We start from the raw sequence: 17,413 nt of genomic DNA, 5'->3' as shown, positions 1-17,413 counted from the left end.
TATGGATGAAATACAACTAAAAAACCTACGAAAAAAACAATGGATCTATAGCAATATCATTTTTCTTTTCTATGCGCTTCTTGCTTACAGTGTTATCTTCAGTGGGGCGACTGGATTGGTCGTTTACTTGGTATTAGCAGGTATCTTTCTAATATCTCCTATCGGATTTTTTCTCTTTCGAACACCCCAGCCACTGTTTCTTGTCTTTCCTGGCATGAAAGAGCTTCAAGTATATGAAAAAGAAAAACTAAAGGACGCATGGTTTACCTATCATGTCACTTTTGCCATTTTGCAAGTAGCAGCAACTATCTTTTTTATCATTCAAGCATTTATTCGTAAGCCTCAAATCGCTTTTATCGAAGGAATACCATACTGGCTTATTTTTGCCATTTCGCTTGTGTTGCTCTGGTTAGGGAACACCAACCAAATTTTTCATGCGAAACGAATAGATACCAAAACATATGAACAACTCAAAGTATATGCAGAAGACCGCCGAACGTTTGCAATGGTGTTTGCAGTTGTTGCGTTAGTCATGACTGGTATCGCGATATTAGCTGTGACCATTATGTCGAGAAAGTTTATTTAAATTCTGTTCACTTAGCTATTATGTACTGCTGCATAATGGCTTTTTTATATACGATTATTTTGTTTTAAAAAAAGTGAAAACAAGGTACAATAAGACTTAGCATAAAACCGTTTTATGCTCGGATGGACCCTTTTGGAGGGATCATGGAATTCAGTAATGGATCGGGAAGGAGATATCCTTCCAGGCCTGCAAGGACAAGCCTTTGGAGAAGAATCTTGAGGAGTGTTACCTTCCCCTTCCGGGTGATCTGGTACATCCTCCGAGGAATCTTCAAGGGCATCGGGAAGATTCTCGAGTTCCTGCTGGATATCATCGAGGGAATCCTCGAATTTCTCAGTGGCCTTGCTAACTGATCGAGCTGAGTTTAAAGGGGCTTGGCCACCACATCGTGGTGCCAAGCCCCGCACATTATTTTGAGTATAACCTTTTATTTTTATAATTAAGAGTTATAGTTAAATAGAATTAAGCTAAAGGAAAACAATTTTTTCAAATCAGTAGCATTACTGATCAAATTTTTGAAAATAAATGAGGGACAAGCATGGATGAATCCAGTTTTACAGTAGGTGGTGCGCTTTGGATCAACTTGTGTAACACGATCGCAAATCACAACAAAAAGCGTGCAGATTTACTGGATAATCCTGAAGCGGCAAAACGTTGGCTAGAAGTAAATGAACTGGTGCTAGCACAGGATCGATCAAAGTTAGATGAATCCGATACATGGGAGCAAGTAAGTAGTAGATTGCATGAACTTCGTATCTTGAGCAGAACAGCTATCTCAGATTTGAAGAAGAGAGAATCTTTGTCCAAAACCCTTCTATCATCGTTAGATAAAATACTAAGAGATGTAATGGTGCATCCTAATTTGGTGAACAAAAAAGAGAAATGGGAAATTGATTTCGCAGGGACCAATCCAATTGATCATGTGACCTATCATATTATCCAATCGTTATTGGAGACAGTTCAAACCATCTCACCAGATCGGATTCGTGAGTGCGAACATGAAAACTGTATTCTTTCTTTCATCGATACATCCAAAAGCGGCAGAAGGAGATGGTGTAGGATGAGTACTTGTGGAAATCGCACAAAAGCTGCTGAATTTTATGCGCGAAAAAAACAAAATAAGGGGTAAGTATACATGAAAATAGCGGTCATTGGAGCGACGGGAAAAGCAGGACGAAATATTTTACAAGAAGTATTGGAAAGAGGGCATCACGCTACCGCGATTGTAAGGGACAAGACAAAGCTGACGGTTTCTGCTAGTGATGTTATCGAGAAAGATGTATTTGCATTAACTTCTGATGATTTGAAGTCCTTTGATGTAGTAGTAAATGCATTTGGGGCACCATTTGGCAAAGAGTACTTGCATGTGGATGCTGGAAATGTGTTGATTGACGCTTTGAAGCATACTGATACGAGGCTTTTAGTAGTAGGTGGTGCGGGAAGTTTATTTGTAGATGAAGCAAAAACGACAAAAGTCGTGGATACTCCTGGATTTCCAAAAGAAGTATTGCCAACAGCGACAAATCAAGCTAAAAATCTAGAGATCTTGCAGAATACGAAAGATTTAAATTGGACCTTTATCAGTCCATCTGCCATCTTTGCCCTTGGGAAAAGAACCGGCAATTATACGCTTGGGACAGATCAGTTGCTCATCAATGCTAAGGGAAAAAGCTATGTGAGCTATGAAGATTTTGCTGTAGCTGTACTAGATGAAATAGAACACCCAAAACATAAAAATATGCGTTTTACCGTTGGTTCGGAAGAATAACAGCCAGATAAGCAGACCAAAAACGATTGTTGGTAATGACCAATCAATCGTTTTTTCTCGAATTATTTAGGTTGAAAAGGACATTTTCCTCGGATTGGAACAATGTCATCACCAATGAAAAACTGTTTCCATTCATGATGTGTAGGGTCTCCATAGTGAGAGATATCAGGATGTTTGGGAAGATTATCCCAGACAGCTACTCTTTCTCTCACTTTTTCCCGAGACATCGAGCCCCATTCGCTTGTACCTTCTAATCCCTCAAATATTACACGAGGTTGAAATCCGATAATCAAGCTATTGCCTAGATCTCTTGTTTTTCTTTGTTTATAAGCAGGGCAATTACCAAAAGCAAAATAAGTTTCACCATGAAATCCAAATGTCCATAAATAGTGCTCTGGATCTTTTGGGATGTGTTCTGGCCAAGGTTTCTCATCTTTTTCATGGAGATATTGCAAAACGTTCCAAAAGTAATCACGGTAATATGAGAGTGATTTTTCTTCTTTTTCAGGTTCTACAAAGATAAATAACCCTCGACGAACAAGAGGGCGTTCTTTCATTAATTCATGGAACTCTTTCAATGTTTCTGGTAGATTACTCCAATCATCTTGTGAGATAAATCCATAACGAAGTTCACCTTTTTTTTCACCATTCATTCCAAAGTAACAAGGAAAAGTAGGTTGAAGGACAGTACTGCGGAATGTTTGATATTGTGTGTGAAACCAGTCTGGTAGAAATGAACCAGCGTTTTTTATTAACTCTTGATCTATCAAAGTAACCATCAAGATGCACCCCTCTCTAACTAGAATAAATATGTGAAATAAAGAAAGACATGACTTTTGTAAAAAATAAAAAACACCATCCTTTTTTAATGGGATAGTGTATTAAAAAAAATAAGAGATACCTTTAAAGAGAAATTTCAAGCCAAATCCAAGCAAGATGAGTCCTGTTAGGAATGTAATAATGCGAATCGCCTTGTCTTGCAAAAATCTCCTACTAATATGAACCGTTGTTGCTACATTAATATTCCACACTGCAATACCAAGAAAAAGAAAGAAAATGCTAGTCATGATAAGGCTTGTATCATGTTCTTTGATCAGATTGACATAAAGTGAACCATATACTCCTAGCCAAAAAAGAAAACTTATTGGATTCATTAGTGAGATGAGAAATCCAGTCCAAAATGCGTTCCACTTACTAGGTTGTTGAGCAGCAATGCGAAGAATAGCCTGCTCCTCTTCTTTGATCAAAGAGCCTTTTATACTAGAATAACTGAGTTTTATAAAAAATAATGCACCTAACCAAGTGAGAGTAATTTGAAGCCATTGAATCGACATCCATGTGGAGATACCTTGATTGATCGCGATCAAGTAAAAGATATCAGCTGTAATCGCTCCTAATGAAACAATCCAAGCGCAGAGAAAGCCTTGATCGATTCCTCTTCGGACAATTTCAAAATTTACTGGCCCCATAGGAACGGCAAAAGATATTCCTAGCAAAAAATGGCTTAGTAATAGCTCCATGTTCGGTAATCCTTTCTTGTCCATCTTTTTACTAGTAGATGAGCAACCTAATCAATTTAGAATAGGAACGATAAATTTACAAAAGATAAGGTGAAAGAGGATCGTAGGAGCTTGGATCATGCATAAAATTGAAAATGGAATAGAGAAAATATCAGATTTTACCTGGGGTTTTCCTATGGTTGTTTTTTTATTGCTAGCAGGATGTTACTTTACGATTCGTCTTAAGGTCCTTCCGGTTCGCTATTTTCTTATTATCATAAAAGAAACCATTGGTAAGATATTTAAAAAGCCATCCACCTCTCTGCCTGAAGGTGCTTTGACTCCATTTCAGGCTTTTTCATCCTCTTTAGCAGCAACAGCTGGAGCGACTAATATTGTTGGTGTGCCTGTTGCGATTAGTCTTGGAGGTCCCGGTGCGCTATTTTGGATGTGGGTAGTAGCTTTGATTGGAATGTCTTTGTTATATGCAGAGATAGTTTTGGGTTTAGCATACCGAGAGAAAAACAAGCAGGATGAATGGGTTGGAGGGCCTATGTCCTATATGAAAAAGGGGTTAGGTTGGAAAGGGATAAGTGTCTTGTATGGTGTAGGGTTATTATTGGAGATTATTCCAAGTTGTATGGTTCAAGCAAACTCAGTAGCAGAGCCGATTGTAAAGGCTTTTTCTTTTCCTTCTTGGTGGGTCGGAATCGCTACTTCTATTATAACGGCACTTATTGTGTTTGGTGGTATGAAGCGGATGGGAAAGGTGAATGAAAAGTTACTACCAATATTGGTGATTCTTTATGTCATCACATGTTTGATTGTGATAGGGTTTTATTATGATCAAATCATCCCTGCCTTTCTATTGATTTTTACACATGCTTTTCATCCATCTGCAGCTATTGGAACCTTTACAGGTGCATCTGTTGTCCTCGCTATGCGATGGGGTTTTGCTAGAGGACTGTATACATCTGAGATTGGACTTGGGACTGGTTCCATAGCAAACGCAACAGCCTCTGTGAAATATCCTCCACAACAGGCATTTTGGGCTATTATTACTGTAACCATCGATACGTTAATCATCTGTACACTGAGTGGTTTTGTGGTCTTAACTTCAGGCGTTTGGACAAAGACACCTTCTAAAGAGGCACCTAGTATGGTGATTTATGCTTTTCAAAATGTATTTGGACATACCTTAAGTGATTGGTTTATTTCCTTGCTCTTATTTTTCTTCGTTATTGCTACGTTAAATGTCATTATTTTTTATGGAGAACAGCAGGCCTTGATTTTGTCTGGACGAAAATTGCAGTTAACCATGCGATTTATTTATTTGATTGCCATCGTCATCGGTGCTACAGGTGCATTAACCCTTCTGTGGAAATTGTTGGACTTAATGATTGCTGTCATTTTGGTTCCCAATGTATTAGCAATTTTGTTCCTAGGGAAAAAAGTATGCGAGCTCACTGATCATTATATGGAAAAAAGAAAAAAAGACAGCCTAGAAGAGGCTATCTAAAAAAACTAGTTATTTTCGTGTTTCATGATCCGATTTGTGACTTCATACGCCGATGTAAAGGATAACTCAGACAACTGTCCTTCCCCATGACACCAGTCACCTGCAAAATATGTATCTTTTAAGCTATAAAACTGAACAGGCATGAGTTGTTGATCATGTATGCTTTTAATTTCTTGTACGGTTGCTTTTTTGGAGAGACGCTTGGCCACAAGTACATCTCGCCAGCCTGCTAGGTGCTTATCATAAACAGATTCAATAATCGCTACTTTCTCATCTGCTTTTCCTGCCTGAATTTCTTCTTCATTTAGATAAGCGACTGCCTGCATCAATTGTCCACCTTCAGGGATACAGGTTTTATCATAATGGGAAATATCCGTAATAAATACACGTTCCCCTTTGTGATAAATGTACGTATATGGGCTTGCGATTCTTTCAGATAGACCAATATCATAAACAACAACTTGCGTTGGTTGATATTGCGAATAACTAGTAAACAAAGAAGCGTGTTTTGTTTCAGCAAATAACTTTCCAAGTTCTTTTGGTGGGATACAAAAAATGAATGCATCCGCTTCATAAGACTGTTCTTTGCCATAAATGGTTTTGATTTTATTATCTTCTACATCAATTCGATCGATTTTTGCTTTGGTAACGATTGTTCCACCATTTTTTTCAATAATACTTGAAAATGATTCCACAATTGCTTGCCAACCGCCACCAATATACGCAACAGCTCGCTGGGTAGAGAAAAGTCTTTTATAGTAGGCAAAAAACAGAGGGGAAGGAATATTTTCTGGTTCATTGGTAAAAAAGTTAGAAGAGGCAACAGTTAAGAGCAACTCTCGGATCTGCTCAGGCTGTTTTTTTAGATAATCCCCGATTAATACACCCTCTTCTCCGCGTTCAATAGATGTTAATGTTTTGAGTATTTCAGCAGCAAATCGTACTTTATTTTCGGCATCTAGAACTTTAGTTTTATATAACCCTTCTAGAGTTGCAGGCATCGGAGTAGTGAAGGTGCCCATGTCATAAAAAGCTTTAGAAGGGGAGAAATCGCGCCAATCTACTTCTAATTTGATTTCTTTTTCAAACTTGCGCAAGATAGACTTATCACGTGCATAGATGGCATGTGCTCCAAAGTTAAAATTAAATCCCTTCATGGGAATGGAGATAGCCCTACCACCTAATTTGGGCGCCTTTTCCAGTAGGGTTACTTGATATCCGTGGTAGGCTAACCGGGCTGCTGCGGAAAGGCCAGCTAAACCTCCACCAACAACAACGACAGATGAAGACATGGTAAACACCCTTTACAAATTTCATTTTACAATCGTATCGTAGACATAGGTAAAGTCCCTTCTTCAACAAAAAAAGGGATTCATTCATTAAAAGATCTTTTCATCCCATACATTGTAACAAGTTCTTTTCCATTTCGATAGAGCGCAATCATATTCTTAATATTTAGACATATAGGAGAGTGAAACACATGAAGTTGGTAAGTGCCTGTCTCATGGGAATTCACTGCCGTTTTGATGGGAAAAGTAGTTTGGATACAGACATTCAACAATTGGTGATAGAAGGGAAAGCTGTCCCGATCTGTCCCGAACAAATTGGTGGATTGTCAACTCCGCGTCTCCCAGCCGAAATAATAGGTGGTACAGGAGAAGATGTTTTGGATGGCAAAGCAAAAGTGATGAACATGGAGGGAGAAGATGTGACAGAAGCATTTATACGAGGGGCAGAAGAAGTTCTTCGTATTGCGAAAACGGTAGGAGCTACCGAAGCGATTTTAAAAGAAAGAAGTCCCTCATGCGGTAGCAATGTCATATACAATGGAACCTTTCAGGGTATCAAACAAGCAGGGAATGGAGTTACGGCTGCATTGTTAAAGAGAAATGGCATTCAAGTAAAATCAGAGGAAACAGAAAACGAAACGACATTCAAATAGAGCCTCGTGGATTTTTTTCATAATAGGGCGTTCCATCTAGCTTACTTCTTTTACTTCTTACTACCCACCAACTTCGAAAAAAGTTTTCGATTCTAGAATTATTTTTGTTTGGGACAGATAATTGGTAAAAGGAAAAGGATTCGTTTTTGCTACAAAAAGAAGACATAGAGATGAAACTCTATGTCTTCTTTTATTATTTCCCAAGTACCCACTTACTTTTCAAAAACATTGCATAAGCAAGGAAGAAGGTTAGAACAATGAAGATGGAGGAACTTCCTACCACAAATAGAATGCTCGTGAAGTCGTAAATTCCATAAATGAGTTGTTTGATCAATGCGTAAATATTCATGAACGGGATCAGGAAGTGCGTCGTTGTTAACTCATTTGCTGAAGTTCCAATAAGTAAGAAATACGGTATCATTGCCAATGCTGTGATAGGGGTAATATAGTTTTGAGCTTCTTTTAAATTATTAGCTAGTAGACTAAGAATCATTTGAACACTCGAAACCAGTAAGGCAAAGAAGATGATTCCCACTAAGAGACTGATCGTGAAAAATCCAATGTTTTGATCTAATCGGAGTGCTTTTGCGAGATTTTCTGTAAGCAGATTTACCCCTAAAATGAAGGTGATAACAGAGAAAATCCCACTTATCATACTTAATACTGCAATTGCTAACCATTTACCAATGATGAGATGAAGGCGATTTACAGGAGTCATAAGTAAGGCTTCCATCGTTTTTCGTTCTTTTTCTCCTGCAAATAAATCATTGGCTGCTGGGAGTCCACCCATTAAAACAGCAAGGACAATAATGAGTTGCGCGAAGATCGATACCATGTAAAGAGATATATCGTCACCTTCGATAATACTTTTGGTGTTGATTTTAAATGGTTCCATTTCTTTTGGGTTAATATTATTTTCCACTAATCGTTGTTTAACAAATGCATCCCTTTTTATCGTTAGAGCATCTGCTATTTTGTCCTGCGTACTACTGCCTTTGGTACTTGATGGATCAGCTTGAATAACGACCTCAGGAATTTCGTTACTTTTTAATTTTTGACTGAAATCAGGATCAGATGAGAGTGCAACGGTTGCTTCTCCTTCTTTGATCATTGCTAAAGGATCATGGGAAGAGATGATCTCGATTCCTTTGATATCCTTTAACCAACTCAAAACTTCTGGGGCCGTTTTGGTTGATACAGCTACTTTTACTTGTTCCTTTGAATCTTCCATAAATACATTTTCGATGAAATACACTATACCGATATTGAATAAGATAGGGAGCAAAACACTTAAAAATATCGTTTTCTGATCACGAAGTGAATCTTTTAATTCTTTTATAAATACATGCCATGTCATGAGTTATTCCCCCTGATAATGCGTGACATAAAGATGTAATTTAAATCATCGCTCTCTTCTTGTTGATATAAATCCTCTATCGAACCGTTATAGATCAATTCGCCTTTATGGATCATAATGACAGACTGACAAAGCTGTTTCACTTCTTCCATAATGTGACTAGAGAAAATGATTGTTTTGCCTTCTTTTCGCAGTTGATGGATAAGTTCTCGAAACATATTTGCTGATGTGATGTCTAGACCTGTAGTTGGTTCGTCAAATAGAATAATCTGTGGATCGTGAATTAATGTTCGCGCAATCGTTACTTTTTGTCGCATTCCTTTGGAGAAATTACCTACTCTGCGATCCAAGTATTCGTTCATTCCAAAGCGAACAGTTAAGTAATCCACTCTTGCTTTGGTTTCATGTTGACTAAGTCCATATAGTTTTGCAAAATAAGTCAAGTTTTCCCGTGCCGTTAAACGGTCATATAAGCCAGTTTCACTCCCAAAAAGTACTCCGATTTTTCCTTTGATTTTCATTGGATGCTTATGAATATCAATCCCATCTAAATGAATGCTACCTTCTGAAGGCTGAAGAATAGCAGATATCATGCGAAGCAAGGTTGTTTTTCCAGCGCCATTTTCTCCTAAAAGCCCTACAACATCCCCTTTATTAATTTCAAAAGATATATTTTTTGAAGCTGTAATTGTTTTTTTCTTATCCGTGAAAAATCTGGAAACATTTTGAACACTTATCATCTTTTGCCCTCCTCGTTCCTCGTATCTTTGATCTGTTTTTATCATAAAGAAATAAATCAAAGAAAACATCGATTCTGTCGTAAAACTGCCCTATGATGTCGCGAAACTGTCCAATGACATCTCAATCATGTTAAAGTAAAAGAAACAGACTGTGAGACGAGTGAAAGAAATGATCAAGATAGGCCTAGTAGATGATCAGAAATATGACTTGGAAAAACTCAATATTACGTTAGAAAATGAATCACATTTAAAAATTGTTTTCTCAACGAATAATGCAGAAGAAGCTTATAAATTGATCAAAGAAAATAACATCGATTTACTCATCACGGATATTGAAATGCCAGACCTGTCTGGCTATGAACTCGCTGATTTTATTCGTAGTTATGGTTTAGGTATAAAGGTGATATTTGTAACTGCACAAAGTGGTTATGCTGTTCATGCATTTGAACTAGATGTCTTGGATTACATCATGAAACCTTTCTCGAAGGAGCGGCTTCTGAGGGGAATCAATCGATTGCAACAAAAAAAAGATAAAGTGGATAAAACGAAGCTCATTCTTAAAAACAAATCAGAGATTTTTTTGATTGACAAGAAAAATATTGTTTACATCGAAAGAACAAATAGAACGACCACTATTTTCACAAAAGAAGAAAACTATTCTACCTATCAAACGTTAAATGAACTAGAAGAAGAATTGAGCGGTTCTCATTTTATTCGAGCTCATCGGGGTTTTATCATCAATATTCATTATGTAAAAAATTTTTCCCTTTATACCAAGAACTCCTATACGGTTTCCTTTCAGGGTACAAAAAATACTGCGATTATTACGAAAGCAAATCTAGACAAACTTCAAGATCGATTTTATAACTAGGGGAATTTGCATGAAATATTATTTGTTGCCTGCAATTATTGTAGTGATCCATTTAACAAGCTGGGGGAAGTTGTTATACCAATCGCCGCAGTTATGGGCTGGGATATTCTTCATAAGCTGTGTTAGTTATTTTGTTTTTAATTGGAAAGAAGTGAAGCGGCTACCCTTTGTTTTACATGCTCTACCGTTGAAGAAAACAGGATACCTTTTGTTTGTTCAATGTTTGTTTTTACTCATTATCTTATTTGCAAATCAGCTTCATATACAATTTATTGCCATATTAGGTGTTATCTTATGTGAAATAGTACGTCTGAAACAATATCCTGTGCAAGTGATGGAAAAAGATTATTTGGCCCAACTTTCCAACAAGATGAATGAGATGGATATGCATTTTTTGACCATTCGAGCTCAACGTCACGATTTTTTAAAACATGTAAGTGCAATTGGTTATTTTATAGAGCAGGAAAGGAATCAGGATGCAAGACAATATTTTGAGGATTTACTAGGTGAATATAAGGAAACGAATGACACAATAAAAGGGGAAAAAATACATATCTCGTCGATTTTATGGAAATATAAAAGAATTGCAGAGCAGACAGGAACTATAGTGAATTACCATTTACATGTACCTGTGTCAAGAATGCCCATAAATCGACTCAACCAAGTGCAATTGATTACCAATCTGTTAGAAAATGCAGTTGATGCTACACGCAGTTTTCATACTCGATTTGCTCACTCTGCTATCAGCCTTCATACAGAAGTTCATGGTGGAATTTATATTGTCGAAATAAAAAATAATGCTTTTTTTGACGATAGAACGATATTGGATACGTTATTTGATCAATTTGAAAACAGTTCAAAAAATGGCGATCATCAAGGGATTGGGACATTTATCATTTCTAGTCTCGTAAAATCCCATAATGGAAAATTATCGTATCGCTATCAGAATCAGGAGTTAGTCATAAAAATAAAGCTTCCACTGATTTTAAACCAAAAGAACAAACATATAATAAATAACCCAACCTCTTCATGAGGCTGGGTATTATGTCGTTGGCAAGGGTTCTATTTTTTCATCTTTGATCAATTTCTGATATTGCAGATACATCGCGATCCGCCAAGGTACAAGCATTCCAAATGCTAAGATGAAGAAGAGTCCACCAGTTTGTGGAATAGAAAGAAAATGTTCTATATAGCTATGCAATGCTAATCGTACTGCAAGAAGTCCAAACAAAATGAAAACCAACGCGGGAGAACGCTTTAAGTATATTTGACCTGAACGGTGTTCAAACTTAGATGTCTTGATGAGTGGGATAGAAAACAGTACTGCCCCACATAAAAAAGCAATGCCTGCCCACGTCCAAGGGATGTGCGTCGGTTGGTAGAAAAACATCAAAAATCCAGTACTCATTCCAAGTGGAGGGATCAGGATTTTTTTGGCATTTGTTGGTTTATCTGCAGCTTTGATCCGGATAAAGATCATGGATAATGCCATGAAGATAAAGACAATGGATGCGATTGTATGTAGATGTAAGGTAAAGAAAGTTATCATGTCCAGCACCTCTTAATCCACACAAAAATGGAAAGCTTGACTCTAGTATATCAAAAAAAGCTGTTAAATATGAAAAAGCGACCCCATAGCAGGGTCGACCTTATAGTGCTTGTAACTTTTGTGTAAGACGAGATTTTTTGCGAGCAGCTGCATTTTTATGAATAAGTCCTTTTGTTACTGCTTTATCCAAAGTACGGGTAGCTGTGTTCAAAAGACCAGTCGCTTGTTCTTTATCATTGTTTTCGATAGCAGTTAGAAAACGTTTTACAGCAGTACGCATGGATGATTTTTGGGCAGAACGGTGAAGACGTTGTGCTTCGTTTGTTTTTGCGCGTTTGATAGCTGATTTAATGTTAGCCAAAGTTATTTCACCTCCATAGTAGAACTGTTGGTTCCGACAAAACAACATGCATCATTGTAACATGCACGTCTTGGAATGTAAAGAATAATAGCCAGATAGTAGTGAAAAATAGGGAGGAGAAAATGTCAGGAGTTGAACTTAGATGGAAGAACATCAAATTGATTTGAGTGCCTACAATATTCGAACCGATTTAGCAGTAGAAGCCCATGATATGGCAAGAGAGCAGCAACAAAATAATGAAATTCCAGGCATTCGCATGAACGAAACAGATGCAGAGGGAATTCGTACCAGTTGGATTAAAGTCGAGAACCAAGAGGGATCAGAACGTATCGGCAAAGCTCCAGGTACATATTTAACCATTGAGGTGCCTGCCTTAAGATCAAAAGACAGCATGTTACAAGAAAGGGTAGCAACCCACTTTGCCAATCAATTTTCACAGTTTTTACAAGAGGTTGGCATCGATGCAAATGCCAAAATTTTGTTAGTTGGATTGGGAAATTGGAATGTAACCCCAGACGCTCTTGGTCCACTAGTGATCAAACAATCTATGGTGACAAGGCATTTATTTGTACTCGCCCCTGATCAAGTTGCAGATGGATATCGATCCGTGGCAGCAGTTTCACCTGGAGTCCTAGGGATTACTGGGATGGAGACAAGTGAGATCATTTATGGAATTGTTCAAGAGACCAAGCCTGATGTCGTTATTGCCTTTGATTCGTTAGCATCCCGCGCCTTGTCTCGCGTAAACACAACCATCCAAGTCACAGACACCGGAATAAGCCCAGGTGCCGGTGTGGGGAATAAACGGAAGCAATTGAATCAAGAAACACTCGGTGTTCCGGTTATAGCCGTAGGAGTTCCCATGGTTATCATAATACGGGTATTCTTGTTTCTAGTATGCTTCAAAAAATTGCCAGGACTTTTCCAAGTCCAATAAGGAAGCAAATGTATATAAAAGTAGGCTAGAAGTAAGAAGGTAGGGAAATCAAAATACGGGTGAGTTTGCCTGAAGCCAAACAGAAGCAATGGTATTTAAAAGTGAGACTGCACTTTAAACTCGCCATCATATACCATTATCTTTCCTATTAAGCGGTTTCGAATGTCTACTTGAATCGTAAATACTTCTCGCATATCATCGTATCCTTCTTCAACTGTTACAACTCCTTGAAATAATGGATGAATGGGAAACCCTAGCTTTCCGATGACGACACGTTGAGAACCAGAGCGAATCTGCATACGTCCTTCAGGTGTCACCGTAAACGTTAAATCTGAGTAAAACAAGCTTGGTTCCCCCAAATAATCCTTTACTACGCTACGCTTGGTATCCATAGTCATACATGCAATGAAAAATCGAGTAACCTTTTCAAACTGAAAAGTCCGCACCCAATATATTTCTTCTTGACCAGTAGGCGATATCCGACAAGTATTTTGGATCGTAAATGGCACATCCTTTCCATTTTCGGGAAAGAGAAACTTCCAATGGGTTGCTAATTGCAAAAAAGGTTTAATCCAAATAGCGCCCGTTTCAATCTTTGACATGGTTCCTGTTGCATAAAATGTTTTTCCCATTGAAAACGCATATCGCGCTTGTAGTTTAGGATGAAGCCTTTGGAAATCCTTACCTAAGAGATTTTCGTAGATGGACACGATGAATCACCTTTTCTTGAACGCCTGCAACTTTTTGATGAGGGCAAATCATGTGCTAATAAGAAGCCAATCAGGGAGAGGGCCCAAAGACTGGTATTAAATGTGATCGGATTAAACGGATCTGTTGCGATCGGAGGATTTGTAACGAAGGCACTGATCGTTAATAGTGGGAAAAGAATGAGCTGAAAAACAAGTAAATGCCTTTTCTTTCGGTAAAGAAGCCAAGCGAATGCAAACAAAATTTCGAGTAAGCCCACTAGTCCCACAAGGTTTGCAGCAGTAGCTCCTTTCAAGGAAGTCAAATTGGAAAACATCGATATTTCCTTATGATGTTGGATAATGATTTTTGGTACTAATCCATGGTAGAGCCAAACAAAGAAAAAAAGCATTGTTACAATGGTATTACTAAAGAAACGTACATACTGTGTTCGTGGTGTCTCTCCTTTTTCAATCCAGCGTTTGAGCACATCAAAGCTAAGAGCTGTTGCCCATCCCATAACTGGACGAAATAAAAGATCCAAAAGCTTTCCTATTAAACCATAGCGTACCTCATAGTCATATTGGGTTAGAAAGGTAGTACCATTATTTGTAGGTAAATATCGCCAATACCCTCTTCCTTCAGTTATTGGCGATATTTTTTGATTTGTACCAAAGTGAAGTGATGATGTTTTTGAACCATTCTGTTTATTATGTGTACCTATACTTTTACCCCATCCAGCGATTTTCACGCCAAATCCAATCTTCGTTTGATAGGAAAAAGATTGCGGATCTTCCTCTGATTTTTTAGGTAAATAGGTGATAGAAGAAAAGCGCAAATCCCATTGTTCATGTAGTTCAGGGTTTTGAGTCTTTCGCCATACTTCGTCTATATTTGCTTGTATCGGTATTTCAACATAAATGGATTTGTTTATCATAATGGCACAACTCCTCTGCTATTAAAGTAACATAGGATTCGATGCATTTGATATGAATTCATTTTATTCTTTTTCTTTTTACACATTATGTTGAGAACAAAAAAATCAGAAGTAGGCTAGATTGTTCTTTATAAACCATTTCAAAAGTATAAGTTAGATAAAAGATAATATAAAATTCCCCACTTTTTGAAATATAATCGTTTTTACTTTTGCCTAAATGGGAGATATCTAGTAAGACATTGAAAATAGAATGGATAAAAAAAGGTGGTGCTTTAAAGGAAGCTGTTTAATTAAGTCAAGAAAGTGGTGATTCATAGAATTAGAAACAAATGAACGTTATAATGATTTCATTACACTTAGAAGAAGGTAATGTTGTGATGAATCGGTTCAAACGAATGGATGATTTAAAGTCGCGTTTAGATCAAAAACGTCCGTTTCCCAAACACGTAATCAAAAATTTACATGATCATCTTGTTGTAGAGTGGACATATCATTCGAATTCTATCGAGGGAAATACCTTAACACTGACCGAAACAAAAGTCGTGTTAGAGGATGGTATTACGATTGGTGGGAAATCAGTTAAAGAACACCTTGAAGCATTGAATCATAAAGAAGCGATATTTTTACTAGAAGATATCGTGAAAAGAAATGAGCCATTTTCTGAAAGGATAATCAAAGATTTACATGCCATTATTCTTAGAGGCATTGATAACGAGAATGCTGGTGTTTATCGAAAGACAAATGTTTTGATAAGTGGTGCAGAGCACATTCCGCCTGATTACCTAATGGTGGAAGAACAAATGCATGAATTAATCACATGGTATGAAGCAGAAGCACAACTGTTTCATCCTGTACAAAGAGCAGCAATGTTGCATAGTTGGTTTGTAAAAATTCATCCCTTTGTCGATGGAAATGGTAGAACCGCAAGATTATTGATGAATTTGGAACTGTTGAAAACAGGATTTGTCCCAATTGTAATCAAGAAAGAACAACGTTTACAATATTATCAAGCACTGGATCATTCCCATGTAGTGGGAGATTCTAATGATTTTATACAGATGTTAGTTGATCTTGAGCAGGAGAGACTGGAGTTTTATCTGCGATTTTTATAATTTGGGATAAACCACTGGAGAGTGAGTTCGACAGAGAGGAAGCTTTCAATGAAGTAGCAATTCGTGAAGGAAGAGAAGAAACTGGAGTAGCTGTTAGCGAGGAAAATGTAGAAATGGTGGGTGTAATGCAACGGAAATCGGGAGATAAAAGAGTGGATTTCTTTGGCTGTCGTGAAAGATTGGAACGGAGAGATTCAAAACTTAGAACCTCATAAATGTGATGATTTACGATTCTTCCCATTAAACCATTCCCTGCAAATGTGATACTGTATATTTCTCATGCAATAGAGAACTACAAAAAGAATAGATGGTTTGACAGTTATGGTTGGGAACAAAAGGAATCAGTGCAGAGTTCCTAGTACACAAATGAAAGTGACACATTATTATGAAACTCATGAGTCTTTTTTAATAAAAAATCTACATATATGTGCAATAAACATGAAATGGGCCTTATAAGGCCCATTTCATGTTTATATTTTAATTTTCGCCTTCTTCGGAATTATTGATACCTTCACCACGTAATGGGATTTTATCGGCATCAGCTGGGTTATAATTTTTTAATGTTCCCTCTGCGACTTCTTCTAAAATGCCAGCCATTGCTGCATAGGCAGTACGAATTAACATGCCACTACTTTTTTGTCCGATATCACCACGGAACTCAACAAGAACACTGCCGCTTCCGAGTAAACCATATCCGTTTCTGGCAATTCCTTCATAAGTACCACCTGGATATTGGCTTACTTTTGCAAAGCCATAATGCATTAATGTATTATATATGACCAAACTAACTTGTTTTGAAAGATTTAGAGGATTGCTAGCGACATTTGGATGATTTGGCCAGAAGACAGAAGTTGTAATCATATCTCCATCTCCGCTCACATAGCTTCCTTGGTGGTGGTAGTCTACTACAATATCTGGTTTATAGCGATCATAAGCAGAACGGATTGCAGCTGCTTCAGGCACTGGATTATTTTTAGGTAACATGTTTGGAGAATGGTAACGGTTCATATCATAACCTTCTCCTTTTAAGCCGAACTCAGGTGTTGCATCTGGATCATAGTTATGACGCCAAAACTTCTCAGCCCCATCAGGATTAGCACGAACTACGACATATAATGTAATTTCATCACGAATTTTCTTGACTTCAGGCTGGTTGCTACTTCCTAAATTTTTCAATAAATGTAAAGCTGCTTCCGTACCCAAAGGTTCATTTCCATGTTGTTGTGTGACATACATTACTTTTTTCTTTCCTGTTCCAACTTTAGCTAAATAAATATTTCTATTTTGATTGGATTTCCCAATAACTTCTAATTGGACTTTGCCCTGAGAAGATTTTTCTATCTGGTGTAATTCTTTTACTAACTCCTCATAATTATGTAAACGTTCCAGTTTCATCGTCTGGGTATCTTGTAGCCATGGTCCATTGGGCACTGCTTGTGGATTTCCGTAAACGGGAGTAGCGATTAACAATAATAGTATTAATAACAAAGAAAATTTCTTCATATAGACACCTCCATATTTTTGAAAACGCTTACAAATTAGAGCCTA

The 17,413-nt window shown here is 37.5% G+C and carries 19 protein-coding genes; 9 read left to right on the top strand and 10 right to left on the bottom strand.

Going from position 1 to position 17,413, the window contains the following annotated elements:
- The first annotated feature begins 1 nt into the window (after position 1).
- The 3 genes from A3GQ_RS0105950 to A3GQ_RS0105930 all read left to right on the top strand — a co-directional run bounded on the left by A3GQ_RS0105950 (position 2) and on the right by A3GQ_RS0105930 (position 2,354).
- Entirely contained in the window at positions 2 to 586 is a 585-nt protein-coding gene (locus tag A3GQ_RS0105950; protein ID WP_028776267.1) for a hypothetical protein, read from the top strand.
- A gap of 538 nt (positions 587 to 1,124) precedes the next feature.
- Positions 1,125 to 1,715: a CGNR zinc finger domain-containing protein gene (locus A3GQ_RS0105935; RefSeq protein ID WP_028776266.1), complete on the top strand. Its 591-nt coding sequence runs from the start codon at positions 1,125 to 1,127 to the stop codon at positions 1,713 to 1,715.
- A 6-nt stretch (positions 1,716 to 1,721) separates the two neighbouring features.
- The gene (locus A3GQ_RS0105930; RefSeq protein WP_028776265.1) at positions 1,722 to 2,354 is read left to right on the top strand and encodes an NAD(P)-dependent oxidoreductase; all 633 of its coding nucleotides are present in this window, start codon (positions 1,722 to 1,724) and stop codon (positions 2,352 to 2,354) included.
- 62 nt (positions 2,355 to 2,416) lie between these two features.
- On the opposite strand, the gene A3GQ_RS0105925 is transcribed toward A3GQ_RS0105930, so the two are convergent.
- Together A3GQ_RS0105925 and A3GQ_RS0105920 are read right to left on the bottom strand one after the other, a co-directional pair.
- Entirely contained in the window at positions 2,417 to 3,133 is a 717-nt protein-coding gene (locus A3GQ_RS0105925) for a YqcI/YcgG family protein (RefSeq protein ID WP_037464186.1), read from the bottom strand.
- 102 nt (positions 3,134 to 3,235) lie between these two features.
- On the bottom strand, positions 3,236 to 3,874 hold the full coding sequence (locus A3GQ_RS0105920; protein ID WP_028776263.1) for a LysE family translocator: 639 nt from the start codon (positions 3,872 to 3,874) through the stop codon (positions 3,236 to 3,238).
- A 118-nt stretch (positions 3,875 to 3,992) separates the two neighbouring features.
- Here A3GQ_RS0105920 and A3GQ_RS0105915 point away from each other — a divergent pair, with 118 nt between their 5' ends.
- Positions 3,993 to 5,372, top strand: coding sequence for an alanine/glycine:cation symporter family protein (locus A3GQ_RS0105915; RefSeq protein ID WP_028776262.1), 1,380 nt, complete (start codon positions 3,993 to 3,995; stop codon positions 5,370 to 5,372).
- Between the two features lie 5 nt (positions 5,373 to 5,377).
- On the opposite strand, the gene A3GQ_RS0105910 is transcribed toward A3GQ_RS0105915, so the two are convergent.
- Complete coding sequence (locus A3GQ_RS0105910) at positions 5,378 to 6,664, bottom strand: phytoene desaturase family protein (RefSeq protein ID WP_028776261.1); 1,287 nt, start codon at positions 6,662 to 6,664, stop codon at positions 5,378 to 5,380.
- 188 nt (positions 6,665 to 6,852) lie between these two features.
- Between A3GQ_RS0105910 and A3GQ_RS0105905 the strand changes: the two genes are divergently transcribed.
- On the top strand, positions 6,853 to 7,314 hold the full coding sequence (locus A3GQ_RS0105905; RefSeq protein ID WP_028776260.1) for a 2-thiouracil desulfurase family protein: 462 nt from the start codon (positions 6,853 to 6,855) through the stop codon (positions 7,312 to 7,314).
- A gap of 193 nt (positions 7,315 to 7,507) precedes the next feature.
- On the opposite strand, the gene A3GQ_RS0105895 is transcribed toward A3GQ_RS0105905, so the two are convergent.
- Both A3GQ_RS0105895 and A3GQ_RS0105890 read right to left on the bottom strand, forming a co-directional pair.
- On the bottom strand, positions 7,508 to 8,671 hold the full coding sequence (locus A3GQ_RS0105895) for an ABC transporter permease (protein ID WP_028776259.1): 1,164 nt from the start codon (positions 8,669 to 8,671) through the stop codon (positions 7,508 to 7,510).
- Positions 8,668 to 9,411: an ATP-binding cassette domain-containing protein gene (locus A3GQ_RS0105890; protein ID WP_028776258.1), complete on the bottom strand. Its 744-nt coding sequence runs from the start codon at positions 9,409 to 9,411 to the stop codon at positions 8,668 to 8,670. The genes A3GQ_RS0105895 and A3GQ_RS0105890 overlap by 4 nt, the downstream gene beginning before the upstream one ends.
- A gap of 169 nt (positions 9,412 to 9,580) precedes the next feature.
- Between A3GQ_RS0105890 and A3GQ_RS0105885 the strand changes: the two genes are divergently transcribed.
- Both A3GQ_RS0105885 and A3GQ_RS0105880 read left to right on the top strand, forming a co-directional pair.
- Positions 9,581 to 10,282: a LytR/AlgR family response regulator transcription factor gene (locus tag A3GQ_RS0105885; RefSeq protein ID WP_028776257.1), complete on the top strand. Its 702-nt coding sequence runs from the start codon at positions 9,581 to 9,583 to the stop codon at positions 10,280 to 10,282.
- Between the two features lie 10 nt (positions 10,283 to 10,292).
- Positions 10,293 to 11,315, top strand: a complete 1,023-nt coding sequence (locus A3GQ_RS0105880; protein WP_028776256.1) for a sensor histidine kinase — start codon at positions 10,293 to 10,295, stop codon at positions 11,313 to 11,315.
- A 9-nt stretch (positions 11,316 to 11,324) separates the two neighbouring features.
- On the opposite strand, the gene A3GQ_RS0105875 is transcribed toward A3GQ_RS0105880, so the two are convergent.
- Positions 11,325 to 11,831 carry a CcdC family protein gene (locus A3GQ_RS0105875; protein WP_028776255.1) on the bottom strand — a complete coding sequence of 169 codons (507 nt, stop codon included), beginning with the start codon at positions 11,829 to 11,831 and terminating at the stop codon, positions 11,325 to 11,327.
- Positions 11,832 to 11,931: 100 nt separating this feature from the next.
- Positions 11,932 to 12,192, bottom strand: coding sequence for a 30S ribosomal protein S20 (gene rpsT, locus A3GQ_RS0105870; RefSeq protein WP_028776254.1), 261 nt, complete (start codon positions 12,190 to 12,192; stop codon positions 11,932 to 11,934).
- Between the two features lie 142 nt (positions 12,193 to 12,334).
- Between rpsT and gpr the strand changes: the two genes are divergently transcribed.
- A complete protein-coding gene (gene gpr / locus A3GQ_RS23565) occupies positions 12,335 to 13,129 on the top strand; it encodes a GPR endopeptidase (RefSeq protein ID WP_051271275.1) in 795 nt (264 codons plus the stop codon).
- Positions 13,130 to 13,224: 95 nt separating this feature from the next.
- Here the strand turns inward: gpr and A3GQ_RS0105860 are convergent, their stop codons facing one another.
- Together A3GQ_RS0105860 and A3GQ_RS0105855 are read right to left on the bottom strand one after the other, a co-directional pair.
- Entirely contained in the window at positions 13,225 to 13,839 is a 615-nt protein-coding gene (locus tag A3GQ_RS0105860) for a DUF4166 domain-containing protein (protein ID WP_028776253.1), read from the bottom strand.
- A complete protein-coding gene (locus A3GQ_RS0105855) occupies positions 13,815 to 14,753 on the bottom strand; it encodes a DoxX-like family protein (protein WP_028776252.1) in 939 nt (312 codons plus the stop codon). Before A3GQ_RS0105855 ends, A3GQ_RS0105860 begins: the two co-directional genes overlap by 25 nt.
- A gap of 377 nt (positions 14,754 to 15,130) precedes the next feature.
- Here A3GQ_RS0105855 and A3GQ_RS0105850 point away from each other — a divergent pair, with 377 nt between their 5' ends.
- Complete coding sequence (locus A3GQ_RS0105850; RefSeq protein ID WP_028776251.1) at positions 15,131 to 15,865, top strand: Fic family protein; 735 nt, start codon at positions 15,131 to 15,133, stop codon at positions 15,863 to 15,865.
- 477 nt (positions 15,866 to 16,342) lie between these two features.
- On the opposite strand, the gene A3GQ_RS23560 is transcribed toward A3GQ_RS0105850, so the two are convergent.
- Positions 16,343 to 17,368 (bottom strand): M14 family zinc carboxypeptidase, encoded by a 1,026-nt coding sequence (locus A3GQ_RS23560; protein WP_051271270.1) that lies wholly within the window; start codon positions 17,366 to 17,368, stop codon positions 16,343 to 16,345.
- Positions 17,369 to 17,413 lie beyond the last annotated feature (45 nt).

The sequence above is a fragment of the Shimazuella kribbensis DSM 45090 genome, from assembly GCF_000428065.1.
Taxonomy (GTDB): Bacteria; Bacillota; Bacilli; order Thermoactinomycetales; family Thermoactinomycetaceae; genus Shimazuella; species Shimazuella kribbensis.
The sequence above is the reverse complement of the archived record's forward strand: the minus strand, read 5'-3'. Positions and strand labels throughout refer to the sequence as shown.